Genomic DNA, 21,805 nt, shown 5'->3' with positions numbered 1-21,805 from the left:
TGTGCGCCCCTCGGGCGCCTCTTGGCGGGCTCGACGCCCATGACATGAAAGAGCTGCGCCCATGGCTTTAACCGCACACGTCGTCATCGCATCGCTGCTTCTGATGATCGGCGTGAAACCGGCGGGCGCCCAGACTGCAGAGGCGGCGAGGCCCGACCCGGAGGCGGCCCGGCGCGGGGCGTATCTCGCCACGGCCGGCAACTGCGCCAACTGCCACACCAACGGCGCCGGCGGCGGGGCGGCCTTCGCCGGCGGGCGGGCTCTGCCGACCCCGTTCGGGGTCTTCTTCGCACCGAACATCACGCCCGATCCGACGCACGGCATCGGCGCGTGGAGTCTGGAGGATTTCAGCCGGGCCCTGCGCCGCGGCGTGTCCCCGCGCAACGAGCATTACTATCCTGTCTTTCCCTATACCTCGTATACCGGGATGACCGACGGCGACATCGCCGACCTGTGGGCCTTTCTGCGCCAGGTTCCGGGCGTTCCCCAGCCGGACCGGCCCCACGAGCTGGGATTCCCCTTCAACGTGCGGCTCGCGATGGCGCCGTGGAAGATCCTGTTCCTGGATCGCGGCCCGCTGGCGCCGGAGCCGGCCCGCAGCCCGGAATGGAACCGGGGCCGCTACCTCGTCAATGCGGTCGCTCACTGCACCGATTGCCACGCGCCCCGCAATCCCTTGGGCGCGGTCGACCGCGCCCGGCATATGTCGGGGACGCGCGAGCGGCTCGAAGGCTACGAGGTGCCCAACATCACCCCCGACATCGAGACCGGCATCGGGCGATGGACCGTGCAGGACCTCGCCGGCCTGCTGGCCGGGCGCGGAATGCGCGCGATGCATGTCGGCGGGCCCATGCGGGAGGTGGTCTCCAACACGGCGCGCCTCACCGAGGCCGACCGGCTCGCGATGGCGACCTACTTGAAGTCGCTGCCGCCCCGCTACGGCGAGGTCCGGCCCGGCGGCAGGATGTGTGGCGGCATGATGGGTGGGATGATGGGCGGCGGCATGATGGGCATGTGCCGATGATGGGCCGGGGAGGGTTGAGATGCTGAGGTTGGCGGCCATGATCGCGATGGCAGCCGTTGCGCTGGGACCGTTGGCGTTCACTGGGGTGATCAGGCGCGGCACGCGGCTGTTCAGGATCCTCTTCGCCCTGCTGCTTGCCGCTGCCGCGGCCGCGGCAGCGACCGGCCTTTTGGCCGGGGAAGCGTTGTTTTGAGAGCGGAGGGATCCGGGCCGGCAGTTGCGGCCCTGTCGGCGGTCGCCGTGCCGAGGTCGGTTGGCCGGGGTCCGTACGCAAAGCGCTCGCAGGGCTGTGCCAATCGACAAACAGGTCCGAACCCGCTCCCTTCCGAACAGCACCGGCCTGCCCATCGCCGGCGGGAGCTTGAACAGGGGATCGGGTCTTCCATGGGGATCGTCAGGTCATCGACTGTGCGCCGTGCCGGGCTCATGGCAGCGCCCGCGCTGCCTGTCGCGGGACTCGCGCAAACCGCGCCTTTCAGCCCCGACCTGCCCCACGCCATCGGGGAGGTCGTTCGCGAATGCTTCCTGCAAAGCCCGGCGCCGCTGCGGCCGGTGACGGTGACCATGCGCCAATGCGGCAAGGCCCGATGCCGAGCGCCCCGGTGGCCAACAGGCATTCCGGCGGAGCGAAGCTGGAAAACCGGGGTTTACCATGGCCGGTGCACGGATTCCCGCGCGGCCGGACATTCAGACACACCAGCCTTGCGCCCTCATCATGGGCTGCTATCTTGGATTCGATGACCTGGGCTTCCCTCCGCCGCCTGTGTGCGCTTGTGCTGGCCCTCACCCTGGCGGTGGGGCTGGCGACGCATGGGGTCAAGGCGGCGCAGATGAGCGCCCAAATGGCCGCCGCAGCAATGAGCGCGCCGATGCCCGACGGCTGTGACGGATGCGATCAGGACGGCGACACAATGCCGGCCTGCGCCGCCCTGTGCGCGGCCATGATCGCCGTCCTCCCGCTCCCGCCCGACCTCGTGTCGGTTGCGCGGGCGCCCGCGCATCCTGCCCTGGTCCTTCAGGCAACGGGGCTGCGCGGCCCGCCCGACCCCTTTCCGCCGAAACCAAGCATCCTGAGCTGAGGCGCGCCGCTCGCGGCCGCGCCTGAACCCGCGCGCCGGCGGTCGACGCCGCGCGCCCGTGTTCGCCCGGGCCGCCCCACACGTTTCAGGATGAAGACCATGTCAGATCGTTCAGGGCCGGCGCTCAGCCGCCGCGCCCTTTTGGCCGGCGGTGCGGGCCTCGCGCTTGCCGCCAGCCTTCCGCCCAGCGCCCGGGCCCATGAGGGCTCCCATGGCGCAGAGTTCCGGCTGCTCGCCGCACCTGGTGAGGCGGCGCTCGCCGGCGCCTCCCGTCCCGCAACCCCGGTTTGGGCCTATAACGGCGCGGTGCCCGGCCCCGGGATCCGGGTCCGCCAGGGCGAGCGCGTGCGCGTCGTCGTGGAAAACCGGCTGCCCGAGGAGACCACGGTGCACTGGCACGGGCTGCGGGTGCCGAACCCGATGGACGGCGTGCCCCATCTCACCCAGGCGCCCATCCGTCCGGGCGAGAGCTTTACCTATGAGTTCGCCTGCGAGGACGCGGGCACGTTCTGGTACCACCCGCACCAGAGGAGCCATGCCCAGGTCGGGCGGGGGCTCTCCGGCCCGTTCATCGTGGAGGAGCGCGAGCCCTATCCGGTCGACCGCGATGTCACCTGGATGCTGGGCGACTGGCGCCTTCTCAAGGACGGGTCGGTCAGCGACGACTTCGGCAACCTGCACGACGTCAGCCACGCCGGCCGCATCGGCAACACGGTGACGGTCAACGGGACCGTGGCCCAAGCCTTCGAGGTCCGCCGCGGCGAACGCATCCGGCTCCGTCTCGTCAACGCCGCCAACGCCCGCATCTTCGGCCTGGAGTTCGAAGGGCACGCCCCCTGGATCGTGGCCCTCGACGGCCATCCGGTCGAGCCGCACGTGCCCGAAGATGGGCGGGTGGTGATCGGGCCGGCCATGCGCGTCGACCTAGTGATCGACATGACGGGCCTGCCCGGCGGCCGGTCCAAGGTCACGGACGCCTTCTACAAGGGTCTCGAATACCGGCTGCTCGATCTTGCCTATGCCGGCGAGCGCCTGCGCGAGCCTCGGGAGACCGCTGTCCTGCCACTGCCCGCGAACCCCGTGCGGGAGCCGGACCTGTCATCCGCCCAGCGCCATGACGTGGTTCTCGCCGGCGGCATGATGGGGACGATGGCCGGGGCGATGGTGCACGGCGAGATGACCGACGTCCGCGCCATGCTGCGCCAGGGCCTGGTGTGGGCGATGAACGGCGTCGCCGCCACGGGGCACCTCCACGAGCCGATGGCCACGCTCGCCCACGGCAGCTCCCACATCCTCGCGATCAAAAACGAGACGGAGTGGTGGCACCCGATGCATCTGCATGGCCACACCTTCCGGGTGCTCGGTCGCGACGGCGTGCCCACCCGCCGTCGCGAATGGCAGGACACGGTGCTGGTCGCGCCGCGCGAGCGGGTCGAGATCGCCTTCCTGGCCGACAACCCCGGCGACTGGATGTTCCACTGCCACGTCCTGGAGCACCAGGCGGGCGGGATGATGGGCTCCATCCGTGTCGCCTGACACCACGATCTTCAAGGAGAAATCACATGCGCATCCTCAACACCGCCGCTCTCGCCCTTGCCCTGACGCTCGCCGGTCCCGTCCTCGCGCAGACCGCGAAGCAGGCCACCCTCTACAAGAACCCGCAATGCAGCTGCTGCGAGGAGTACGTGAAGTACCTTCGCGAGAACGGCTTCGAGGTGAAGGTCGTGACCACCCACGACCTGCCGCTGGTCAAGAAGGAGCACGGCGTCCCCCCCGACCTTGAGGGCTGCCACACCACCCTCGTCGACGACTACGTCGTCGAAGGGCACGTGCCGCTGAAAACCCTTAACAAGCTCCTCACGGAGCGCCCAGCGATCAAGGGCATCTCGCTCCCGGGCATGCCGATGGGCTCTCCTGGGATGGCCGGTCAGAAGATGGAGCCTTTCAAGATGTACGAGATCTCGGGCGACGCCACGCCCAAGATCTTCGCGGTCGAGTGAAGGAACGAACCATGATGCATGATATGATGAGCGGCCCGATGGGCTGGATGATGGGGGGCATGGGCCTCGTCGGGCTCCTGCTTGGCGTCGCGCTGGTCCTCGCGATCATCGCACTGGTCAAGGTCATGGTTGGGAGCGGGCGATGATACCGTTTTTCCTCGCCCTCCTCGTCCTCGCGGCGGCGCCTGCCGCCGCGACGGAGCGGCCCGCCTCCTTCGTTCTCCACCGCGAACCGCGCCCCGTGCCCAATTTGCGCTTCGTCGACGGCGAGGGGGGCACGCGGACCCTTGCGGACTTCCGCGGCAAGGTCGTGCTCCTGAACGTGTGGGCGACCTGGTGCCCGCCGTGCCGCCAGGAGATGCCGGCGCTGGACCGCCTGCAGGCGATGCATGGCGGCCCGGGCTTCGAGGTGGTCGCCCTGTCCATCGACCGTGCCGGCGCGGGGCCGGTGCGCCGGTTCTACGGCGAGACCGGGGTCGGCCGCATCGCGGTCTATCTCGACGCGTCAGGACGGGCCCTGCGCGACCTCAACGCGGTCGGCCTGCCGACCACGCTCCTGCTCGACCGGGAGGGGCGGGAGATCGGCCGGCTGATCGGACCGACGGTCTGGGATGCGCCCGAGATGGTCCAGATCCTGCGTGAACGCATCGGTCCCGCTTCGGATGGAGGCGCGCCATGAGAACGCCACCAATCTCGCACGCGCGCCGCGCATTGATGGATGCGCGGCGGTGTAACCGAACACCCATGTGGCACGAACTAACGGGTGAACGCTCATGATTGCGAACGAAGCCGAGCTGCGGGCGCTCATGACGGCCGGCCTGAACGGCGATGCGGCGGCCCACCGCGCGCTCCTGGACAGGCTCAGCCGCCACCTGCGGGCCTACTACAAGAATAAGCTCGCGCGGATCGGGCGGAGCGCGGACGAGGCGGAGGATCTGGTGCAGGACACGCTGATGGCGATCCATACCCGTCGGCACACCTACGACCCGGGCGAGCTCTTCACCCCGTGGGCGCATGCCATCGCGCGCTACAAGCTCATCGACCACCTGCGCCACACGAAGGCCTCCATGACGGATGTGCCCATCGAGGATGCCGCCGACTTCGAGGCGCAGGACGACCATGCCGGGGCGGAGAGCGCCCTCGACCTCAACCGCCTGCTCGCGCGGCTGCCCGAGAAGATGCGGCGCGCGATCCGGCACGTTAAGATCGATGGCCTGAGCGTCGCCGAGACCGCTGCCCGTTGCGGCATGTCGGAGTCGGCGGTCAAGGTGAGCGTGCATCGGGGCCTCAAGGCCATGGCGGCGGCAATTGCCCAAGGAAGGACCACATGAAGACCGACGACCTGATCAACATGCTCAGCACGAACGTCGAGCCGGTGGACCGCGGCCAGCTCAGGCGCAGCCTTGGCCTCGCGGTGGCGCTCGGGGCCGGTGGGGCGCTCGTTGCGGCCCTGCTGACGCTCGGGGTCCGTCCGGACCTGCACGAGCCCGGCGCCCTGGCCTTTCTCGGCCTGAAGCTCGCCTTCTCGGCAGGCGTCGTCCTGATGGCGTCGCTGCTGCTGACGCGCCTCGCCCGCCCGGGCGGAGAGCGCAGGACTCGTCCCGTCCTGGCGCTGCTGCCATTCGCCGCCATCGTGCTGCTCGCGGGCCTGAGCCTCGCCTATGCACCGAGCACCCATTGGGAGGCGATGATCGTGGGCGACATGTGGCTTGAGTGCCTCGTGTCGATCCCGATCATCGCCATCGTGCCCTTTGCGGTGATCGTCTGGACCGTGCGCCGGCTCGCGGCGCCCACGGACCTGGCCCGGACCGGAGCCTTCGCCGGCCTCGCGGCGGGCGGCGTGAGCGCGATGGGCTATGCGCTGCACTGCATGGACGACTCCCTGCCGTTCATCGCACTCTGGTACGGCGGCACCATCATCCTGTGCACCGTGGCCGGGGCGCTGCTCGGTCCGCGTCTGCTGCGTTGGTGACCGGAGACACCCGCGGCCAACTGCGTCGTCGGGCGGTCAGTAGACCTGTGACCGGCCGGACCAGTCTTGCGAAGTCCTGATGACGTATACGCAGCTTCCGGCTGGTCACGGGAGCCCTGATGCAAAGCGTTGGGCCGGAGGGCTCCATGGCACGACAATCCGAATTTCGGGCGCAACGGTCCGACATCACCTGGCACAAGGGCCGGCGTCCGAGGCGGCGTATCCGGTCGAGCCAAGCCAAGGCCGGCGTGCGTGCCTTGCGCAGGCTCGTCTGGCTGATGCTGGGGGGCATGGCCGTGTTCATGGTGCTGTCATTTCAAGGCATCGGCCCCGGCACGCGTCCGGACCCATCCTCGCGGGCTTTCCTGGACCGTGCGCGCTCGACTTCCGCGCTCTCAAGATCGCCTGCACCCGCAGGAGCATCACAAGACCGAAGCTTAGCCGATATATCCGGGGCGCAGATGCCTTGACGATATCGGGACCGGCCCTTCACGACCGCGTGAGCATGTAACCGATCCGCGGCTGCCTCCGAACTTATAGTCAGAAGTGCATGGAGCACATCAACGGAGGTCTCCACATGAACGCAAGCAACGGTTCCGTCATGACGAAGTCGAGCCGCGTGCCGCAGCCATTCAGCCGGCTCAGACGGGGCGGGCGGCGTACCTGGATCGCCCTGGCGGCGATCCTGTTGGTCGGCGGCGCCGCTCTGAACTGGGGCTGGCTCGTGGCCGCGGGTATTGCGCCGTTGCTGTTGGCCTTGGCGCCGTGCGCGGCCATGTGCGCGGTCGGCCTGTGCATGAAGGGCGGCAACGCCTGCAAGAGCGAGAGCAATGGCGCAGTCCCGGTGCGGGCGGCCAACGCTGGCCAAGGGGGCGCGGAACCGGCCTGACCGCAACCGAACCCATTCACGACATACACTACGACATCCAAGGAGATGCAGACATGAACACCTTCACGAAGACAACTCTCGCCCTCGCCGCGCTCGGTGCGACCGTGGCAATGGCTCCGGCGCTCCACGCCCAGGGTGCCCCCGCCCCAGGCGCATCGCAAGGCCAGGGCATGGGCAACATGGGTGGCATGGGGAACATGGGCGGCATGGGGAACATGGGCGGCAACATGAGCGGCGGTGACATGGGCGGCATGGCCGGCATGATGAAAATGATGGAGGACTGCAATCGCATGATGCAGTCGATGAACAATCAGAATCCGTCGCGCGAGACCCCGCCGGCCACCCCCGAACAGAAGGGGTAGGCGGCGCGACGGGCGGCCGCCGCGTCATGACCTCCCCTGCGGCGGCCGCATCCCCCATCACGGGCAGGGCCGGAGGCCGGCGAAGTCCGTCTTCCGTGGACGGAGAAGGATCGGTCGCCGCCCCCTGCGAGGCGGCCGCAAGCCAAAGGAGTACCATCATGCCCCGCAGTTTCGATGCACTTGAGCGCCAGGTGTTCCTGGCCTTCGAACAGGCTGTTGCGGACAAGCGCTTGGACGTGGCAGACCATCTGCTTTACGCCCTTGAGGCGCTCGATCCGGAGTTCGAGGGACCCGCGATCCATCGCGCCTGCCGTTCGATCCTGGAACCAGCCTCGGGGGCGGAGGACGCCGACACCGCTCCCCCGAGCCGGCACTGACCCCAGCCGATCACGAGCCCTGCGGAGCGGTGTCGCGCCGGCCGGGCCGATCAGAAATGAAAGAGCGCCGCGATGAGATCTTCCCGAGGACCCAGTTGGCTCGCCCTTGCGGTGATCGGCCCGTTGGTGGTCATCGGCGCGACTGCGTCGAAGGCATCGGAAACCGTGCGCGTGGCGGAGTTGCCGCGCCAGACGCATATCCACGGGCTTGCCGTGGACCGTCAGGACCCGTCGCGGCTCCTGATCGCGACCCATCACGGCCTTTTCCGGGCTGGCCCGGACGGACGCGCGGAGCGGATTTCGGAGGTTCAGGACTTCATGGGGTTCACCCCGCATCCGACAGACCCGAAGACGCTGTTCGCGAGCGGGCACCCCGCACGCGGAGGCAACCTGGGTTTCATCGCCTCCACTGACGGCGGTGCCACCTGGCGGCAGGTCTCGCCGGGCGTGAAGGGACCCGTCGATTTCCACCAGATGAGCGTGAGCAGCGCGGACCCCGCGACGATCTATGGCGCGTACGGCGGGCTCCAGGTGAGCCGGGACGCCGGCAGAACCTGGACGGTCGTGGGCCCCACCCCGAACAAGTTGATCGACCTCGCCGCTTCCGCCAAGGCATCAGACACGCTCTACGCCGCCACGGAGAATGGCCTCCTTGTGAGCAGTGACGGCGGCAAGGGCTGGACGACCGTCCTTGCCGGGGCGCCCGTGAGCCTCGTTGAGGTGACGCCCGATGGTTCGCTCTACGCATACGTCGTCGGGCGTGGCCTCCTGCGCTCCGACGCCGAGTCGCTGGCGTTCGCAACCGTCGGCGACGACTTTGGCGGGGGCGTTCCTCTGCATCTTACGGGAGATCCCGCCAATCCAGCCCGCCTCTTCGTCGCAACGGCGCGCGGCCGCGTGCTCACCAGCACGGACCGGGGACAGACATGGTCCGAGATGGGAGCCGGTGGCTCTTAGATGGCTCCGGGCGCAGACCATCCCCGGGCGCAACGCGCCCTCATCCCGAGGAGCCGGTGCTCCGGCGGGGCTGTCTTGGCACGGGCTTTGGAGGACGGGCACCAACAATCCGAGGAGGCGAATTGACGACCGGCGCAATCCACACGGCCACGGGCCGCCCTTCTGGCATCGCCCGATCCTGGCACGCGGCACTGCGCCGGTACTTGATCGCCATGGCCCTGGGCAATCTCGCTTGGGAATTCGCCCACATGCCGCTCTACACGCTCTGGACGACTGGATCCTGGGCTGAAATCGCGTTTGCGGCCGTCCATTGCACGGGCGGGGACATCCTCATTGCCCTTTCCAGCCTGACCATCGCCTTGCTGACCGTCGGCACCGGCGCCTGGCCGGCCGAGCGGTTTCGCACCGTGGCTGCGCTGACTGTTGCTTTTGGGCTTGGCTATACGACCTTCAGCGAGTGGCTCAACATCGTGGTCCGCGCGGCGTGGGCCTATTCCGACCTGATGCCCGTGTTCCCGGTGTTCGGCTTCCATGTCGGGCTGTCCCCGCTGCTGCAGTGGATCGTGGTCCCGCTCGCCGCCTTCGCATGGGCCGCCCGAACCGGGAATGAACGCCACCCTGTCGAGCCTCTCCGTGCGGTCTGACAGGACGGCCAGGCTGCGCCCCCACCGGCCCTGGCTCGCGGTGGGTGCCGTCACCGTCACAGGAGCCGCGACGGCCTGGTTTGGTCTTCGTCTCTGGGCCGCGGACCCGATGGTGGCCCATGGTCGGCAGCTCTACGACGTCCACTGCGCCTCCTGCCATGGCCTGAAGCTCGAAGGCCAGCCGGACTGGCAGACGCCGAAGGTGAACGGCCGCCTGCCGGCACCTCCCCACGACGAGAACGGGCACACCTGGCATCACAGCGACCGCGAGCTCTTCCTGATCACCAAGAAGGGCATGGGAGCGGTTGTGCCAGGACACGAAAGCGACATGCCGGCGTTCGAGGGAACGCTGGACGACCAGGAGATCGCGGCGGTGCTCGCCTACATCCGGAGTACATGGCCGGAGCGGGCTCGCCGCTACCAGGACGAACGCAGCCGGGCGGACGCCGCTCGCCAGAAGTAACGGCGGCATCGTGGAGGCCCGCCGCCACAACGGAGAAAGGCGAGGAACTATGCACGGCGCCTCGGCTCGGGCGAGAGGATGTCGAGCACCGGGCACTCGGGGGCGGTGCCACCTTCGCAGCGGTCAATCGTTTGCCCGAGCAACCGCTCAAGCTTCCTGAGGTCGGCGATCTTCGTGCGGATGTCATCCAGGTGCTTCGTGGCAATTTCGCTAACCTCGCCGCACGGGGCCCGCTCCGGGCCACCCAGCGCCAGGAGTGCCTTGATCTCGTCCAAAGTGAACCCGAGCTCGCGGCCACGCCGGATGAAGGCCAGTACGCGTGTATGGTGCTGATCATAGACCCTTCGGCCCCCCTCACTACGGGGTGGCGCGGGCAGCATCCCGATCCTCTCGTAATAGCGGATGGTCTCGATGTTCACTCCTGTGAGCCGTGACAGCTCGCCGATGGGGAACGTGTCAGCTCGCGAATGCGTGATCGCCTCCATCAAAAATCCTCTTGCTCCTGTAGTCACTACAGGATGCACGGTGGCTCCATCGACGTAAAGGAGATTGTTTGATGCGTTCATCGACCCGTGCAGAGGCACGTGACCTGGAGAGCCGGCCAGCGAGCGAGAGCGCTCCCCGTGACAGCCAAGGTCTGCTGGCGGTGGGAGGCCTTCTGGCCGCGCTCGGCGCCTCGTCCTGCTGCGTCCTGCCACTCGCGCTGTTCGGTTTCGGGGTGGGTGGAGCATGGATTAGCAACCTGACCGCGCTGGCACCCTACCAGCCCGCCTTCGTGGCCGTGGCGGTGGCCTTCCTGACGTTTGGCTTCTGGCGGGTCTATCGCCAACCCAAGGCGGCCTGCGCGTCGGGAAGCTCCTGTGCGCGCCCGGGATCGAGCCGCATCGCCAAAATCGGCCTCTGGACGGCTGCCGTGCTCGTCTTGGCGGCCGTCACCTTCCCCTACACCGCCCCGCTGTTGATCAGCCTGTGAGGAGACCTGAGATGAAGACCTTGTTTCGTATCGCCCTGACCGCCTCCGCCCTGATGCTCGCGGGCGGAGCCATGGCCGCGCCACGGACCGTCACGCTTGAGGTGGAGAACGTGAGCTGCGTGAGCTGCGCCCCGATTGTGAAGAAGGCGCTCTCCCGCGTTCCGGGCGTCAGCCAGGTCACAGTCATTGAAGCTGACGGCATGGCGACGGCGACCGTCACCTTCGACGATGAAAAGGTCACGCCCGAGGCGCTGACCAAGGCAACGACCAATGCCGGCTTTCCCTCGACCGTGAAGGGCTCTTCATAAACCACGTCCTGACCAGAACACACGAAAGTTGAGATCATGAGTGACTGCTGCGCCACGGGCGCGAAGAACGGCAACGACCTCTACGATCTGGTGGTGGTTGGGGCCGGGTCGGCCGGATTTTCCGCTGCCATCACGGCTGCCGAGCAGGGGGCGCAGGTCGCCCTTGTCGGCTACGGCACGCTGGGCGGCAGCTGCGTCAATGTCGGCTGCGTGCCCTCGAAGGCCCTGATCTGGGCCACCGAGGCGGTGCACCACGCCAACACAGCCTCGCGCTTTGCCGGGATTGAAGGCAGTGCGCAGGTCGCCGACTGGCAGGCCCTGGTCGCCCAGAAGGACGGCCTCGTCGCGAGCCTGCGCCAGGCCAAGTATGCCGACCTCCTGCCGGCCTACAACAACGTCGCCTACCATGAGGGCCAGGCCCGACTCGTCGACGGCGGCGTGGAGGCCGGCGGCAGGCGCCTTGCCTCCGACCGCATCATCATCGCGACCGGGACGCGGCCCGCTCTGCCTGCCATTCCGGGCATCGCGGACGTGTCCGCGCTCGACAGCACGGCGGCGCTGTCGCTGATCGAGCTGCCCCGCTCCATGATCGTGGTGGGTGGCGGCTACATCGGAGCCGAGCTTGCGCAGACCTTCGCCCGTGCCGGGGTCGAGGTGACGCTGGTCTTCCGCAGCCGCCTTCTGCCCGAGGCCGAGCCTGAGATCGGGACGGCCCTTGCCGGCTACCTGGCAAACGAGGGCATCACGGTCATGGGCGGTTTGGCTTACGACGCCGTTCGCAGGACGGAGGATGGGGTCGCGCTCACGGTCGTCAGGGATGGGCTTGCGCAGACCATCCGCGCCGAGCGCATTCTGGTCGCAACCGGACGCGCCCCCAACACGGAAAGCCTCGGCCTTGCGGAGGCGGGTGTCGCCCAGACCCCCGCCGGTGCCATTCTCGTCGACGACCGGATGCGCACCAGCAAGGCCGGCGTCTATGCGGCCGGTGACGTCACCGGCAAGGACCAGTTCGTCTACATGGCCGCCTACGGGGCGAAGCTCGCGGTGAAGAATGCCCTGAACGGCGACAGCCTGCGCTATGACAACTCGGCCATGCCGGCGGTGGTCTTCACCGACCCGCAGGTCGCGAGCGTCGGGTTGACGGAGGCGCAGGCCCGCGCCGCCGGACATGACGTGCGGACCTCGGTGCTGTCGCTGGACAACGTGCCCCGGGCGCTGGCCGCCCGCGACACGCGGGGCCTGATCAAGCTCGTGGCGGACCGGGGCTCCCGCAAGCTGCTCGGGGCCCACATCCTGGCGCCCGAAGGTGCGGACAGCATCCAGACGGCGGCCATGGCGATCCGCGGCGGGCTCACGATTGATGATCTCGCGGAGGCAATCTTCCCGTACCTGACCACCGTCGAGGGGCTCAAGCTCGCCGCCCAGGTCTTCGACAGGGACGTCAAGAAGCTGTCCTGCTGCGCAGGATAGCGGCAGACAGCTCCATGGAGGATGAGCCATGACCACCACCGTGAACCCCGCACGGGAGCGTGCGGCGGAGATCAGGCCGGGCGTGTTGCGCCCGGCCTGGTCGGCTGCGACGACGCCGGCCGCCCGACAGGCTCTTGCCGGACGCATGACGGCCCGTTCGGGCCTGCTCGTCAAGTGGTCGCACGCGCTCGAAACGAACGAGGACATCGTCTGGCGCACCGTCCTGCGGCTCTACGCGGCCAAGGGGCGGCCTCCAAGCATCGACGAGATCGCCGCCACGACGGGGATCGACGGAGGCCGCGTCGGCGCGCTCCTGCGCAAGCTCCAACTGCGCGATCTCGTTGGTCTCGATGCCGGGACGGAGACCATCTGGCTGGCCTATCCCTTCACCGAGCGGGCGACCGGACACCGGGTCGAGCTCGATGGCCATGTCCTGAATGCCCTGTGTGCCATCGACGCCCTCGGCGTCGCCGCGATGTACGGCACCGATGTCACCGTCGAGTCGCAATGCCGTTCCTGCGGCGAGACGATCCGCGTCACGACCGTCGATGTGGGCCGGGCGCTGCGGAGCGTGTCCCATCCCGAGGCGGTCGTCTGGTACGACTTTGCGTACACCGACAACGCGGCCTCATCGTGCTGTCCGGCCATCGCGTTCTTCTGCTCCGACGGGCACCTGCAACGCTGGCTCGGCAGCCAGGCAAGCCCGCGCGCGGGAGCCCGCCTGGACATGAACGAGGCCCTGGAGGTCGGCCGCGCGATATTCGGGCCTGTCCTCGCCGCCGCAAGGCAAGACGACGGGTCGGAGGATCTGCCGTGAATGACAAACTGGTCGCGATGCTTGTCACCTTCGTCGTCGTGCTTCCCCTCTACGCGATGTGCTGCCTCGGGCCGGCTGCAGTTGTCGGCTCGGTCGGAGGCCTGCTTGGGTGGCTCAGCGGATCCGTTAGCCTGGGCGTCGTCAGCGTTGCCGCAACCGCGGCTCTGCTGGTGTCCTGGCGGATGCACCAGAGAAAGGCTGCTTCCGCCGCCTCTCCGGGTACCTCGCGCGAATTGCCGGGCAGCCCATGTTGCACGACGGGATCCCGTGCCTTGCAGTTTCCCGACCGTGTTGTGGTGAAAGTCGGGATCAGGAGGCAGGATGTCGAAGCGAAACATTGAGGAGGGCTCCGTCCTGGCGGTGGCCTTCAACGGGGATGGCCTTGTCCCGGCAGTCGCTACGGACGTGGTGACGGGGGAGGTCCTGATGCTGGCGTGGATGAACGCGGAGGCGCTGAACCGGACCATCGCGACCGGCGAGGCCTGGTACTGGAGCCGGTCCCGCCGGGAGCTCTGGCACAAGGGCGCGACCAGCGGCCAGATCCAGCATGTCCAGGAGCTGCGGGTCGACTGCGACCAGGACACCGTTTGGCTCAAGGTCCGAGTCGGCGGCGATGGTGGCTGTTGCCACACCGGACGGACAGGCTGCTTTTACCGTGTGATCGAGGATGGACCTGAGGGGCCAACTCTCCGCCCGGCGTGAGCGCCGACCGTCGTTCGGTGCTCAGAAACTCCTTAACCCGGCGGGAACCTGTAGCAACTCCAGATCTGTTTCCCCATCGTTCGTGGAGCGATTGCCCCCGACGGCGTGGTGACCGCGGTTACGGACCGTCGCTCTTGAACGGAGCTGCCCGAAGCACAGGAGGCCAGCATGGCCAAGAGCTACGACCTGATTGTGATCGGATCGGGAACCGCCGCGATGGTGGCCAGCCACCGGATGGCCTCTGCCGGCCGGAAGGTCGCGGTGGCCGACTACCGCCCGTTCGGCGGCACCTGCGCCCTGCGCGGCTGCGACCCCAAGAAGATGCTGGTGACCGGGGCACAGGTCATCGACGACGTCCGGCGCATGACGGGACGCGGCGTGGCGGCCGACGACGCGCGGATTGTTTGGCGCGACCTCATCGCCTTCAAGCGGACGTTCACCGGGCCAGTCCCGGAGAAACAGGAGAAGCGCTATGCCGAGCACGGCATCGATGCGTACCACGCCCAGGCCCGCTTCATCGCCCCGAACGCGGTCGAGCTGGACGGCGGGGACCGGCTCGAAGCGCAGCATATCCTGATCGCCGCCGGAGCACGGCCGGCGCCGCTCGGCTTCCCGGGCGAGGAGTTCCTCATCACCAACGCGGAATTCCTCGAATTGGAGGAACTGCCGGAGCGCATTGTCCTGGTCGGCGGTGGCTACATCGCCGCCGAGTTTTCGCACATTGTGGCCCGCGCCGGCGCGAAGGTCACGATCCTCCAGCGTGGGGAGCGCATGCTGCCTCACTTCGATGCCGACCTCGTCGGCTGGCTGATGGAGAAGTTCCGAGAGATCGGCGTTGACGTGCGCACCCGGACTTCGGTCGAGGGCGTGGAGAAAACCGACCGCGGCTTCCTGGTCCGGGCCCGGGCGAATGCCGACGGCGGCCAACCCGTGACAGTCGAGGCCGACCTGGTGGTCCACGCCGCCGGGCGTATCCCCGATGTCGACTTTCTCGACCTTCAGGCCGCAGATGTCGAGCGGGATCAGCGTGGGCACCTGAAGCTCAACGAATTCCTCCAGAGCGTCTCCAATCCGGCCGCCTATGCCGCAGGCGATGCCGCCCGGATGGGGCCGCCACTGACACCTGTGTCGAGCCACGACGCCAAGGTCGTCGTGCGCAACATTTTGGACGGCGGCCGGCATCGGCCCGACTACCGTGGGATCCCGAGTGTCGCCTTCACGATCCCGCCCATCGCCAGCGTCGGCCTGAGCGAGCAGGAGGCGCGCGAGAAGGGCCTGAAGTTCCGGGTGCAGAGCCAGCTCGTACCAAATTGGTACACGGCACGCCGCCTCGCCGAAACCGTATACGGCTTCAAGGTGCTGGTCGATGAAGAGACGGATCTCGTCATTGGAGCCCATCTCGTCGGGCCTCACGTGGACGAGGTGATCAACCTCTTCGGTCTGGCGATCCGCCACGGGCTCACCGCCGAGGACCTGAAGACGACGATGTTCGCCTACCCGACCGGGGCATCAGATATCGGCTACATGCTGTAGATCTGTCTCCCAGGAAGCGACCGTCGGCTACTCGGCCACCTTGACTTCGTGGCTCATTGCCTCCGCGGCGAGACGCTTGGCTTCCTTCTCCGCCGCCTCCTTGCGCTCGCTGTAGCGGTCGGTGAGGTAGTCGGAGCGGTCACGCGTCAGCAGCGTGAACTTCACCAGTTCCTCCATCACGTCGACGACGCGGTCGTAGTAGGAGGAGGGCTTCATCCGCCCGGCCTCGTCGAACTCCTGGAATGCCTTGGCAACGGAAGACTGGTTCGGGATCGTCACCATCCGCATCCAGCGCCCGAGCACCCGTAGCTGGTTGACTGCGTTGAACGACTGCGAGCCGCCGGAGACCTGCATGACGGCGAGCGTGCGCCCTTGCGTCGGACGCACAGCACCCGTCGACAGCGGGATCCAGTCGATCTGGGCCTTCATCACCGCGCTCATGGCGCCATGCCGTTCCGGGCTGCACCAGACCTGCCCCTCGGACCAAAGCGACAGGTCGCGGAGTTCCTGCACCTTGGGATGGTTGCTGGCGGTGGCATCCGGCAGCGGTAGGCCATGCGGGTCAAATACGCGGGTCTCGGCGCCGAAGTGGCGGAGCAGGCGCTCCGCCTCCAAGGTGAGGAAGCGGCTGTAGGAGCGCTCTCGCAGCGAGCCGTAGAGCAGAAGGATGCGGGGAGGGTGCGTGGACACCCGCCGTGGCTCCAGCTTGCCGAGGTCCGGCACGTCGAGGACGGAGAAATCGATGTTGGGAAGGTCACTCACCGGCGGGCATCCTCCGTGCAGAAGGAGCCGCCTGCCGGGCCCCGCGCTCGTACCATCCCTGGCTGCGGTTCACGATCCACACCACCGAGAGCATCACGGGCACCTCGATCAGGACGCCGACCACGGTCGCCAATGCGGCTCCCGAGTTGAACCCGAACAGGCTTATGGCTGCGGCCACGGCCAATTCGAAGAAGTTGCTGGCGCCGATCAGGGCCGAGGGGCCGGCGACGCAGTGCTGCTCGCCCGCGATCCGGTTGAGCAGGTAGGCCAGCCCGGAGTTGAAGTAGACCTGGATCAGGATCGGGACCGCCAGCATGGCGATGATCAGCGGCTGCGCCAGGATCTGCTCGCCCTGGAAGCCGAACAGCAGCACGAGGGTGGCAAGCAGCGAAACTAGCGAGAGCGGCTGCAGGATCCGGAGCAGGCCGGCAAGGGCCGCTTCACCGCCCTGGGCAATCAGGCGCGAACGCAGAAACTGGGCCAGGATCACAGGGATGACGATGTAGAGCACAACCGAGAGCAGGAGCGTGTCCCACGGCACCGTGATCGCCGACAGCCCGAGCAGCAGGCCGACGATGGGTGCGAAGGCCACCACCATGATCACGTCGTTGAGCGCCACTTGGCTCAGCGTGAAGTGCGGCTCGCCCTTGGTCAGATGGCTCCACACGAACACCATCGCCGTGCAGGGCGCGGCCGCGAGGATGATCAAGCCAGCGATGTACGAGTTGATCTGGTCGGCGGGCAGGTAGGGCCTGAACACGTAGCCGATGAAAAGCCAGCCCAGGGCTGCCATCGAGAATGGCTTCACCGCCCAGTTGATGAACAGGGTCACGCTGATGCCGCGCCAATGCTCCCGCACCCGCCCCAGCGAGGCGAAGTCGATCTTGATCAGCATGGGGATGACCATGAGCCAGATCAGGGCGGCAACGGGCAGGTTGACCTTGGCGACCTCAAGCGCGCCGACGGCCTGGAAGAAGCCGGGGAAGGCATGGCCGAGGGCGATGCCCGCGACAATGCAGAGGGCGACCCAGAGGGTCAGGTAGCGTTCGAAAACGGACATGGATGAGGTCTCAGTCCGAGTGGCGGTCGAAGGGGAGAACGGTGCCGGAGGTTGCGCTCTCCAGCCGGCCGATCTCCTTCAGACGATGGGTGAGGGCGGCTTGGTCGAGGCTCGCCACTGGCAGGGCCAGGAAGGCGGAGATTCGGTTCTTGAGGAACTTGAAGGCTTGGACGAAGGCCCGCTCCTTGTCGATGTCCGAGCCCTCGGCGGCAGCGGGATCCTCGATGCCCCAGTGGGCCGTGGCCGGATGGCCGATCCAGACTGGGCAGGCTTCGCCGGCGGCGCTGTCGCAGACTGTGAAGATGAAGTCCATCTGCGGCGCGCTGGGACCAGAGAACTCGTCCCAACTCTTCGAGCGGAAACCATCGGCCGGGTAGCCGAAACTGTCGAGCACCTTGAGGGCGAACGGGTTGACCGTGCCCTTGGGCTGGCTCCCGGCCGAGAAGGCGTTGAAGCGTCCGGCGCCGTCCTTGCGCAGGATGCCTTCCGCCACGACCGAGCGGGCGGTGTTGCCCGTGCAGAGGAACAAGACGTCGAAGGGGCGGTCAGCCATCGGCGCTCTCCTTGGCAGGGCAGCAAGGCGTCATGACGTCGAGGAGGGGGGCGCACACGTCCGGGTGTCCGCCACAGCAGTCTCTCAGCAGGAAGGTCATCACCTCGCGGAGCCTGATGAGGTCGGCACGATAGATGATTGATCGGCTCCGGCGCTCGGAGCGGACGAGGCCTGCCCGGGACAAGATGCCAAGATGGCTCGACATCGTGTTGTGCGGGACGGCCAACTCGCGGGCGATGTCACCTGCGGGCATCCCATCAGGCTCATGCTTCACCAAGAGACGGAACACGTCGAGGCGGGTCGACTGGGCGAGCGCTGCAAGGGCCAAGATGACGTTCTCTGATTCCATGTGTCGAGACTTATCGACGTATCGAAGAATGTGCAAGCGCAACGTGTGTCGGAGGGATCCATCCGGGATGGAGGCCAACAAGGGCGCCAAGATCACGGCGGATCTTCGACAGGGTCGACGCCAACAAGGACGGCAAAGCCACGCCCGAGGAGATCCAGGCCTTCATGCGGGAGTAGTCCACGGCAGCGCATCGCCGCTCGGGCGGTGGGGTCGATTTTCGTGCCGTCCGACCTCGATGCCTAGGCTGGTGTGAACGCTGCGATCCGGCACCATTTCGCCCTCCATCCGCAGCGTCTTGGCCTGACCTTGCGGTGATCTGTCTGCCCATGGGCCCATGGCATGGGAATGGGCTTGGATGAGCAACGCCATGGGCGCGAGGATCTCGACAAGCGAATGAGCTAAGTCATTGAAAACACGCCATGCGCCCCATCTCGGCCCATGGGGCGGTGATGGGGCGAACGGGGCTTCCATGGGGTTCGCGGGCGCTGGATGACGATTTGCAAGGAACGGCCCCGTAACCGTCATCCACAGGCTGCGGCGAAACGGATGCCCAAAGATGACATAGCCCCGGAAGCCTCCTGGATAGCCCTTCCAGTCCTTTCCCGCGCCGGGACTATCCCAGTGTGTCCCGGCTCGCGCAAGCCCACGGCAGGGGCATCCAGGAGGCTCGCAGGCGGGTTCCGCCCGGACCTGCACCGCGCATCCTAAGTATTTGATATCATTAATTAACCCAGCAAACGGGTGTTGACCTAGGGTAACTGCGGAGGGATCCTGATGGTCGAGCGGCGGTGTAGAGGTGCCCCGTCGCTCGACAACAGAAGCGAGCAATCACATGTTCAGGTACACAGAAGAGCAGCGCGCCGAGGTGCGGCGTGGCATCGTGGAATTCGGCATCCCCGCGTTCATGTTCGAGTGGGGCGGGCAGCCCCATGAGCCGGCCTTCATCGCCAAGTGCGAAGCCGAGCGGAAGGAGCGCGTGGCCTCGGGCAAGATCAAGCCGCCCGCCAAGGCGCCCGCGAAGCAGGCCGACAAGCCCAAGTACCGCAGCGCCCTGCACCGCGCGGTCGCGACGTACATCACCGCCGGCCCCCCGCCCGAGAAGCCCGACGATTCGGACCAGCGTAACTCCGACGGCGAATACGGGGACTATCGGGATATTTTCGCCCTGCCGCTCGGCGAGGACCCGATCTGGGTAAAGCGCAAGGCGGCTGAGTTTCAGCGCCAGAAAGAGGCTGAGGAGGAGCGCAAGGCAGCCCGGCAGCAGCCCGAGCCCGAGTTTGTCCCGTCGCCAGAGGCGGAGGAGGCTCCAGCGGCCGAGCCCGTCGACGACGAGCCTGCGGTCGAGAGCGAGAGCGAGCCCGAGGCCGCCTGCGCCACCTACATCTACGTGTCCAATCTCGACATCGCCATCACCCTCGAAGAGGAGCGGCCCGAGGAACTGCCGCTTCCGCCCTCGGACGAGATCCTGCCGCCGCAGGAGATCCTGGACGTCGTGGAGGACGAAGAGGACCTCGACGGGATCGAGGTGGGGGACCCGCTCCCCGCCGGATCCCCGGACATGCCCATCCGCTTCGACCATGACCTGGACGAAAAGGCCGTAGAGGCCTCCGTCATCGCCGCCGGTCTCCCGCTGCCTGACGGAAAGCAGCCCCGCAAGGCCCAGATCAAGGCCTATGCGGCGGTGATCGCCTCCGCCCTGGTCGCCTTCGATGCGGGGCTCATCGTCTCCTACTCGCGCAACCGGGACCACTACGCGTCCCGCGCCTGGTACGACGGCCAAAGCTACACGTATGCCTGTGTGGTGAAGGGTGCCGTCGATCCGCTCCTCAAGGACGGATACCTCGGCGGCTGGACCGCCGGCGGCGGGGAGAACTGGACGAGGGGCGAGCAGTCGCGGATCTGGGCCATGGGCAAGCTCCTGCGGGCGTTCGACGGCGTCCAGATCCGGCGCAAGCCTGAGATCCGGTCGGTGATCCGGATGCGGGACAAGGATAAGGAGCTCGTTCCTTTCAAGCGCACCGGTGCCGTCATCGGGATGGAGAAGGAGATCCGGTCGATCAACGTGTTCCTGCGCGGGATCACGGTCGAGCTGCCCGGCATGGAGCCGACCAGGCACGGGCAGTGGGTCTTCGAGAAGCGGGTCTTCCGGAACTTGCGGTGGGAGACGATCACCTCCGTCGTGGCCCCGACCGAGTACCCGCAGCTCTACCGCAGCTTCTCCCGGAGCTCGTTCACCAAGGGCGGTCGCCTCTATGGGTACTGGCAGAACGTCCCGCGGACATGGAGGAAGAAGCTGCTCATCAACGGCGAGCCGACGGTGGAGTTGGACTTCGTCGCCCTGCACCCCGCGATTTTGTACGCCCAGCGGGGCGCCCCCATGCCCAAGGGGTTCGACCCGTACAGGGTGCCCGGCCTTGAGCGCCGGGACTGCAAGGCGGCCTTGAACACCGCCATCAACGCCGCGACGATCCCAGAGACCGTCGGCTCGCTCCTGAGCCGGTGGAAGAGCGACGACCCGAGGAAGTGGTGGCGGCACAGGAAGCCGGAGACGGAGGTGATCCTCCAGGCCGTGGTCGACCACAACCCCGTCATCGCCGACGCCATCGGATCGGATGCCGGGATCGATCTGATGTACCTCGACAGCCGGATCGCCATCCGGGTCCTGAAGGCCTGCATGAAGGCGAATATCCCGTGCCTGCCCGTCCACGACAGCTTCATCTGCCCGGTCCGTTTCGAGGCTGAATTGAAGGCGATAATGCAGGCCGCGTTCTGCGCCGAAATTCGGGTGGTAACTCCTTGCGAGATAAAGGGAAACGGCTCCAGCGACTTACAGGTGGGAGAGGGGGAGGGCTCCGGGGTCTCCGGGTCGGGGTCGCTGTGGTCTGTGGAGGAGATGCTCGCGCCGTTCGCATGGATGGACCGCTGGTCCTCCGAGGTCTCCGGGTCCTCTCCTTGACCTCCGGTACCTCGGCTCCGGGCCCTGTCTCCGCGTCGTCCTCCGCCTCCTCCGTGGCCTCCAGAATTTGGGTAGTAACTCACTGCGAGGCTTGGGAAAATCGCTCTAGCGACTTACAGGTGGGAGAGGGGGGAGTCGCCGGGTTCACTGGGTCTCTCTCTCCGGGTCCTTGGGCGTGGACTCCGTGGTCTCCCGGTGGACTCCGGTGCCTCCTGGTCTCCCTCCGCTTCTTCCGAGACCTCCTGCCTCGCGGCCTCCTCCGTGGTCTCTCGTCCCTCCCTTACCCGCCGGCCGTATGTCCTCGTCACCCATGGCCCCAGGGCCTCATATCATAGGCTCTCCCGAGCAGTCTCGGCCAGGAGCTCGTCACTCTCCCGCAGGTCCATCCGAGCAGCCTCCTGGAGCCTCGCACGCGGGTCGTTCAGGCCCATAGAGATCGAGAACTCCGAAGGATTGGCCAATCCGAACTTGGTCAGGAAAATCAACGACCTAAGCGGGAAAAACGCATAGGGACTCTTGTCCCGGGCTTGGTGGCGCGGTAGTATCCAGATGCTC

Annotated in this window: 29 protein-coding genes; 24 read left to right on the top strand and 5 right to left on the bottom strand. The window is 67.3% G+C overall.

All coding sequences use genetic code 11. The features are described from left to right. The first annotated feature begins 61 nt into the window (after positions 1–61). The 16 genes from JQC81_RS04050 to JQC81_RS03980 all read left to right on the top strand — a co-directional run bounded on the left by JQC81_RS04050 (position 62) and on the right by JQC81_RS03980 (position 9,767). Positions 62–1,024, top strand: coding sequence for a c-type cytochrome (locus JQC81_RS04050; RefSeq protein WP_203270441.1), 963 nt, complete (start codon positions 62–64; stop codon positions 1,022–1,024). A gap of 19 nt (positions 1,025–1,043) precedes the next feature. Next, on the top strand, positions 1,044–1,217 hold the full coding sequence (locus JQC81_RS04045; RefSeq protein ID WP_203270440.1) for a hypothetical protein: 174 nt from the start codon (positions 1,044–1,046) through the stop codon (positions 1,215–1,217). A gap of 544 nt (positions 1,218–1,761) precedes the next feature. After that, the gene (locus tag JQC81_RS04040; RefSeq protein ID WP_203270439.1) at positions 1,762–2,103 is read left to right on the top strand and encodes a hypothetical protein; all 342 of its coding nucleotides are present in this window, start codon (positions 1,762–1,764) and stop codon (positions 2,101–2,103) included. Between the two features lie 99 nt (positions 2,104–2,202). Then, complete coding sequence (locus JQC81_RS04035) at positions 2,203–3,639, top strand: multicopper oxidase family protein (protein ID WP_203270438.1); 1,437 nt, start codon at positions 2,203–2,205, stop codon at positions 3,637–3,639. A 26-nt stretch (positions 3,640–3,665) separates the two neighbouring features. Beyond that, entirely contained in the window at positions 3,666–4,103 is a 438-nt protein-coding gene (locus tag JQC81_RS04030) for a DUF411 domain-containing protein (RefSeq protein WP_203270437.1), read from the top strand. Positions 4,104–4,114: 11 nt separating this feature from the next. Further along, entirely contained in the window at positions 4,115–4,249 is a 135-nt protein-coding gene (locus tag JQC81_RS33755; protein WP_281400222.1) for a hypothetical protein, read from the top strand. Further along, the gene (locus JQC81_RS04025; protein WP_203270436.1) at positions 4,246–4,782 is read left to right on the top strand and encodes a TlpA family protein disulfide reductase; all 537 of its coding nucleotides are present in this window, start codon (positions 4,246–4,248) and stop codon (positions 4,780–4,782) included. The genes JQC81_RS33755 and JQC81_RS04025 overlap by 4 nt, the downstream gene beginning before the upstream one ends. A 94-nt stretch (positions 4,783–4,876) precedes the next feature. Beyond that, the gene (locus tag JQC81_RS04020; RefSeq protein ID WP_203270435.1) at positions 4,877–5,434 is read left to right on the top strand and encodes a sigma-70 family RNA polymerase sigma factor; all 558 of its coding nucleotides are present in this window, start codon (positions 4,877–4,879) and stop codon (positions 5,432–5,434) included. Then, on the top strand, positions 5,431–6,075 hold the full coding sequence (locus JQC81_RS04015; RefSeq protein WP_203270434.1) for an NrsF family protein: 645 nt from the start codon (positions 5,431–5,433) through the stop codon (positions 6,073–6,075). The genes JQC81_RS04020 and JQC81_RS04015 overlap by 4 nt, the downstream gene beginning before the upstream one ends. Positions 6,076–6,221: 146 nt before the next feature. Next, complete coding sequence (locus JQC81_RS04010) at positions 6,222–6,545, top strand: hypothetical protein (protein ID WP_203270433.1); 324 nt, start codon at positions 6,222–6,224, stop codon at positions 6,543–6,545. Positions 6,546–6,652: 107 nt separating this feature from the next. Next, positions 6,653–6,964: a hypothetical protein gene (locus tag JQC81_RS04005; protein WP_203270432.1), complete on the top strand. Its 312-nt coding sequence runs from the start codon at positions 6,653–6,655 to the stop codon at positions 6,962–6,964. Positions 6,965–7,017: 53 nt separating this feature from the next. Next, on the top strand, positions 7,018–7,326 hold the full coding sequence (locus tag JQC81_RS04000) for a hypothetical protein (protein ID WP_161725199.1): 309 nt from the start codon (positions 7,018–7,020) through the stop codon (positions 7,324–7,326). A 158-nt stretch (positions 7,327–7,484) separates the two neighbouring features. Further along, the gene (locus JQC81_RS03995; protein ID WP_203270431.1) at positions 7,485–7,703 is read left to right on the top strand and encodes a hypothetical protein; all 219 of its coding nucleotides are present in this window, start codon (positions 7,485–7,487) and stop codon (positions 7,701–7,703) included. A gap of 72 nt (positions 7,704–7,775) precedes the next feature. Then, on the top strand, positions 7,776–8,660 hold the full coding sequence (locus JQC81_RS03990; protein WP_203270430.1) for a beta propeller repeat protein: 885 nt from the start codon (positions 7,776–7,778) through the stop codon (positions 8,658–8,660). 122 nt (positions 8,661–8,782) lie between these two features. Continuing rightward, entirely contained in the window at positions 8,783–9,304 is a 522-nt protein-coding gene (locus tag JQC81_RS03985; protein ID WP_203270429.1) for a hypothetical protein, read from the top strand. Further along, positions 9,267–9,767, top strand: coding sequence for a c-type cytochrome (locus JQC81_RS03980; protein WP_246520219.1), 501 nt, complete (start codon positions 9,267–9,269; stop codon positions 9,765–9,767). Before JQC81_RS03985 ends, JQC81_RS03980 begins: the two co-directional genes overlap by 38 nt. Before the next feature lie 47 nt (positions 9,768–9,814). Here the strand turns inward: JQC81_RS03980 and JQC81_RS03975 are convergent, their stop codons facing one another. Continuing rightward, a complete protein-coding gene (locus tag JQC81_RS03975; RefSeq protein WP_203270428.1) occupies positions 9,815–10,252 on the bottom strand; it encodes a MerR family transcriptional regulator in 438 nt (145 codons plus the stop codon). A gap of 71 nt (positions 10,253–10,323) precedes the next feature. Between JQC81_RS03975 and JQC81_RS03970 the strand changes: the two genes are divergently transcribed. The 7 genes from JQC81_RS03970 to JQC81_RS03940 all read left to right on the top strand — a co-directional run bounded on the left by JQC81_RS03970 (position 10,324) and on the right by JQC81_RS03940 (position 15,570). Next, on the top strand, positions 10,324–10,740 hold the full coding sequence (locus JQC81_RS03970) for a mercuric transporter MerT family protein (protein ID WP_203270427.1): 417 nt from the start codon (positions 10,324–10,326) through the stop codon (positions 10,738–10,740). A gap of 11 nt (positions 10,741–10,751) precedes the next feature. Then, the gene (locus tag JQC81_RS03965; protein WP_203270426.1) at positions 10,752–11,048 is read left to right on the top strand and encodes a cation transporter; all 297 of its coding nucleotides are present in this window, start codon (positions 10,752–10,754) and stop codon (positions 11,046–11,048) included. Between the two features lie 36 nt (positions 11,049–11,084). After that, complete coding sequence (gene merA / locus JQC81_RS03960; RefSeq protein WP_203270425.1) at positions 11,085–12,518, top strand: mercury(II) reductase; 1,434 nt, start codon at positions 11,085–11,087, stop codon at positions 12,516–12,518. A 40-nt stretch (positions 12,519–12,558) separates the two neighbouring features. Then, complete coding sequence (locus JQC81_RS03955) at positions 12,559–13,335, top strand: alkylmercury lyase family protein (RefSeq protein WP_203270424.1); 777 nt, start codon at positions 12,559–12,561, stop codon at positions 13,333–13,335. Next, positions 13,332–13,676, top strand: a complete 345-nt coding sequence (locus tag JQC81_RS03950; RefSeq protein WP_203270423.1) for a hypothetical protein — start codon at positions 13,332–13,334, stop codon at positions 13,674–13,676. The genes JQC81_RS03955 and JQC81_RS03950 overlap by 4 nt, the downstream gene beginning before the upstream one ends. Continuing rightward, a complete protein-coding gene (gene hisI, locus JQC81_RS03945; protein ID WP_203270422.1) occupies positions 13,657–14,037 on the top strand; it encodes a phosphoribosyl-AMP cyclohydrolase in 381 nt (126 codons plus the stop codon). The genes JQC81_RS03950 and hisI overlap by 20 nt, the downstream gene beginning before the upstream one ends. Positions 14,038–14,205: 168 nt before the next feature. Then, positions 14,206–15,570: a dihydrolipoyl dehydrogenase family protein gene (locus tag JQC81_RS03940; RefSeq protein WP_203270421.1), complete on the top strand. Its 1,365-nt coding sequence runs from the start codon at positions 14,206–14,208 to the stop codon at positions 15,568–15,570. Positions 15,571–15,597: 27 nt separating this feature from the next. Here the strand turns inward: JQC81_RS03940 and arsH are convergent, their stop codons facing one another. From arsH to JQC81_RS03920, 4 genes are read right to left on the bottom strand one after another with little or no spacing between them, the layout of a single operon-like run. Further along, positions 15,598–16,332 carry an arsenical resistance protein ArsH gene (gene arsH / locus JQC81_RS03935; RefSeq protein ID WP_312887468.1) on the bottom strand — a complete coding sequence of 245 codons (735 nt, stop codon included), beginning with the start codon at positions 16,330–16,332 and terminating at the stop codon, positions 15,598–15,600. Next, positions 16,325–17,392 (bottom strand): ACR3 family arsenite efflux transporter, encoded by a 1,068-nt coding sequence (gene arsB / locus JQC81_RS03930; RefSeq protein ID WP_203270420.1) that lies wholly within the window; start codon positions 17,390–17,392, stop codon positions 16,325–16,327. The genes arsH and arsB overlap by 8 nt, the downstream gene beginning before the upstream one ends. A gap of 10 nt (positions 17,393–17,402) precedes the next feature. Next, the gene (locus tag JQC81_RS03925) at positions 17,403–17,945 is read right to left on the bottom strand and encodes an arsenate reductase ArsC (RefSeq protein WP_203270419.1); all 543 of its coding nucleotides are present in this window, start codon (positions 17,943–17,945) and stop codon (positions 17,403–17,405) included. After that, a complete protein-coding gene (locus JQC81_RS03920; protein ID WP_203270418.1) occupies positions 17,938–18,294 on the bottom strand; it encodes an ArsR/SmtB family transcription factor in 357 nt (118 codons plus the stop codon). The genes JQC81_RS03925 and JQC81_RS03920 overlap by 8 nt, the downstream gene beginning before the upstream one ends. A gap of 832 nt (positions 18,295–19,126) precedes the next feature. On the opposite strand from JQC81_RS03920, the gene JQC81_RS03915 reads away from it, so the two are divergent. Then, a complete protein-coding gene (locus tag JQC81_RS03915) occupies positions 19,127–21,250 on the top strand; it encodes a hypothetical protein (protein ID WP_203270417.1) in 2,124 nt (707 codons plus the stop codon). The last annotated feature ends 555 nt before the right edge of the window (positions 21,251–21,805 follow it).

The sequence above is a fragment of the Microvirga arabica genome, assembly GCF_016811235.1.
Taxonomy (GTDB): Bacteria; Pseudomonadota; Alphaproteobacteria; order Rhizobiales; family Beijerinckiaceae; genus Microvirga; species Microvirga arabica.
The sequence above is the reverse complement of the archived record's forward strand: the minus strand, read 5'-3'. Positions and strand labels throughout refer to the sequence as shown.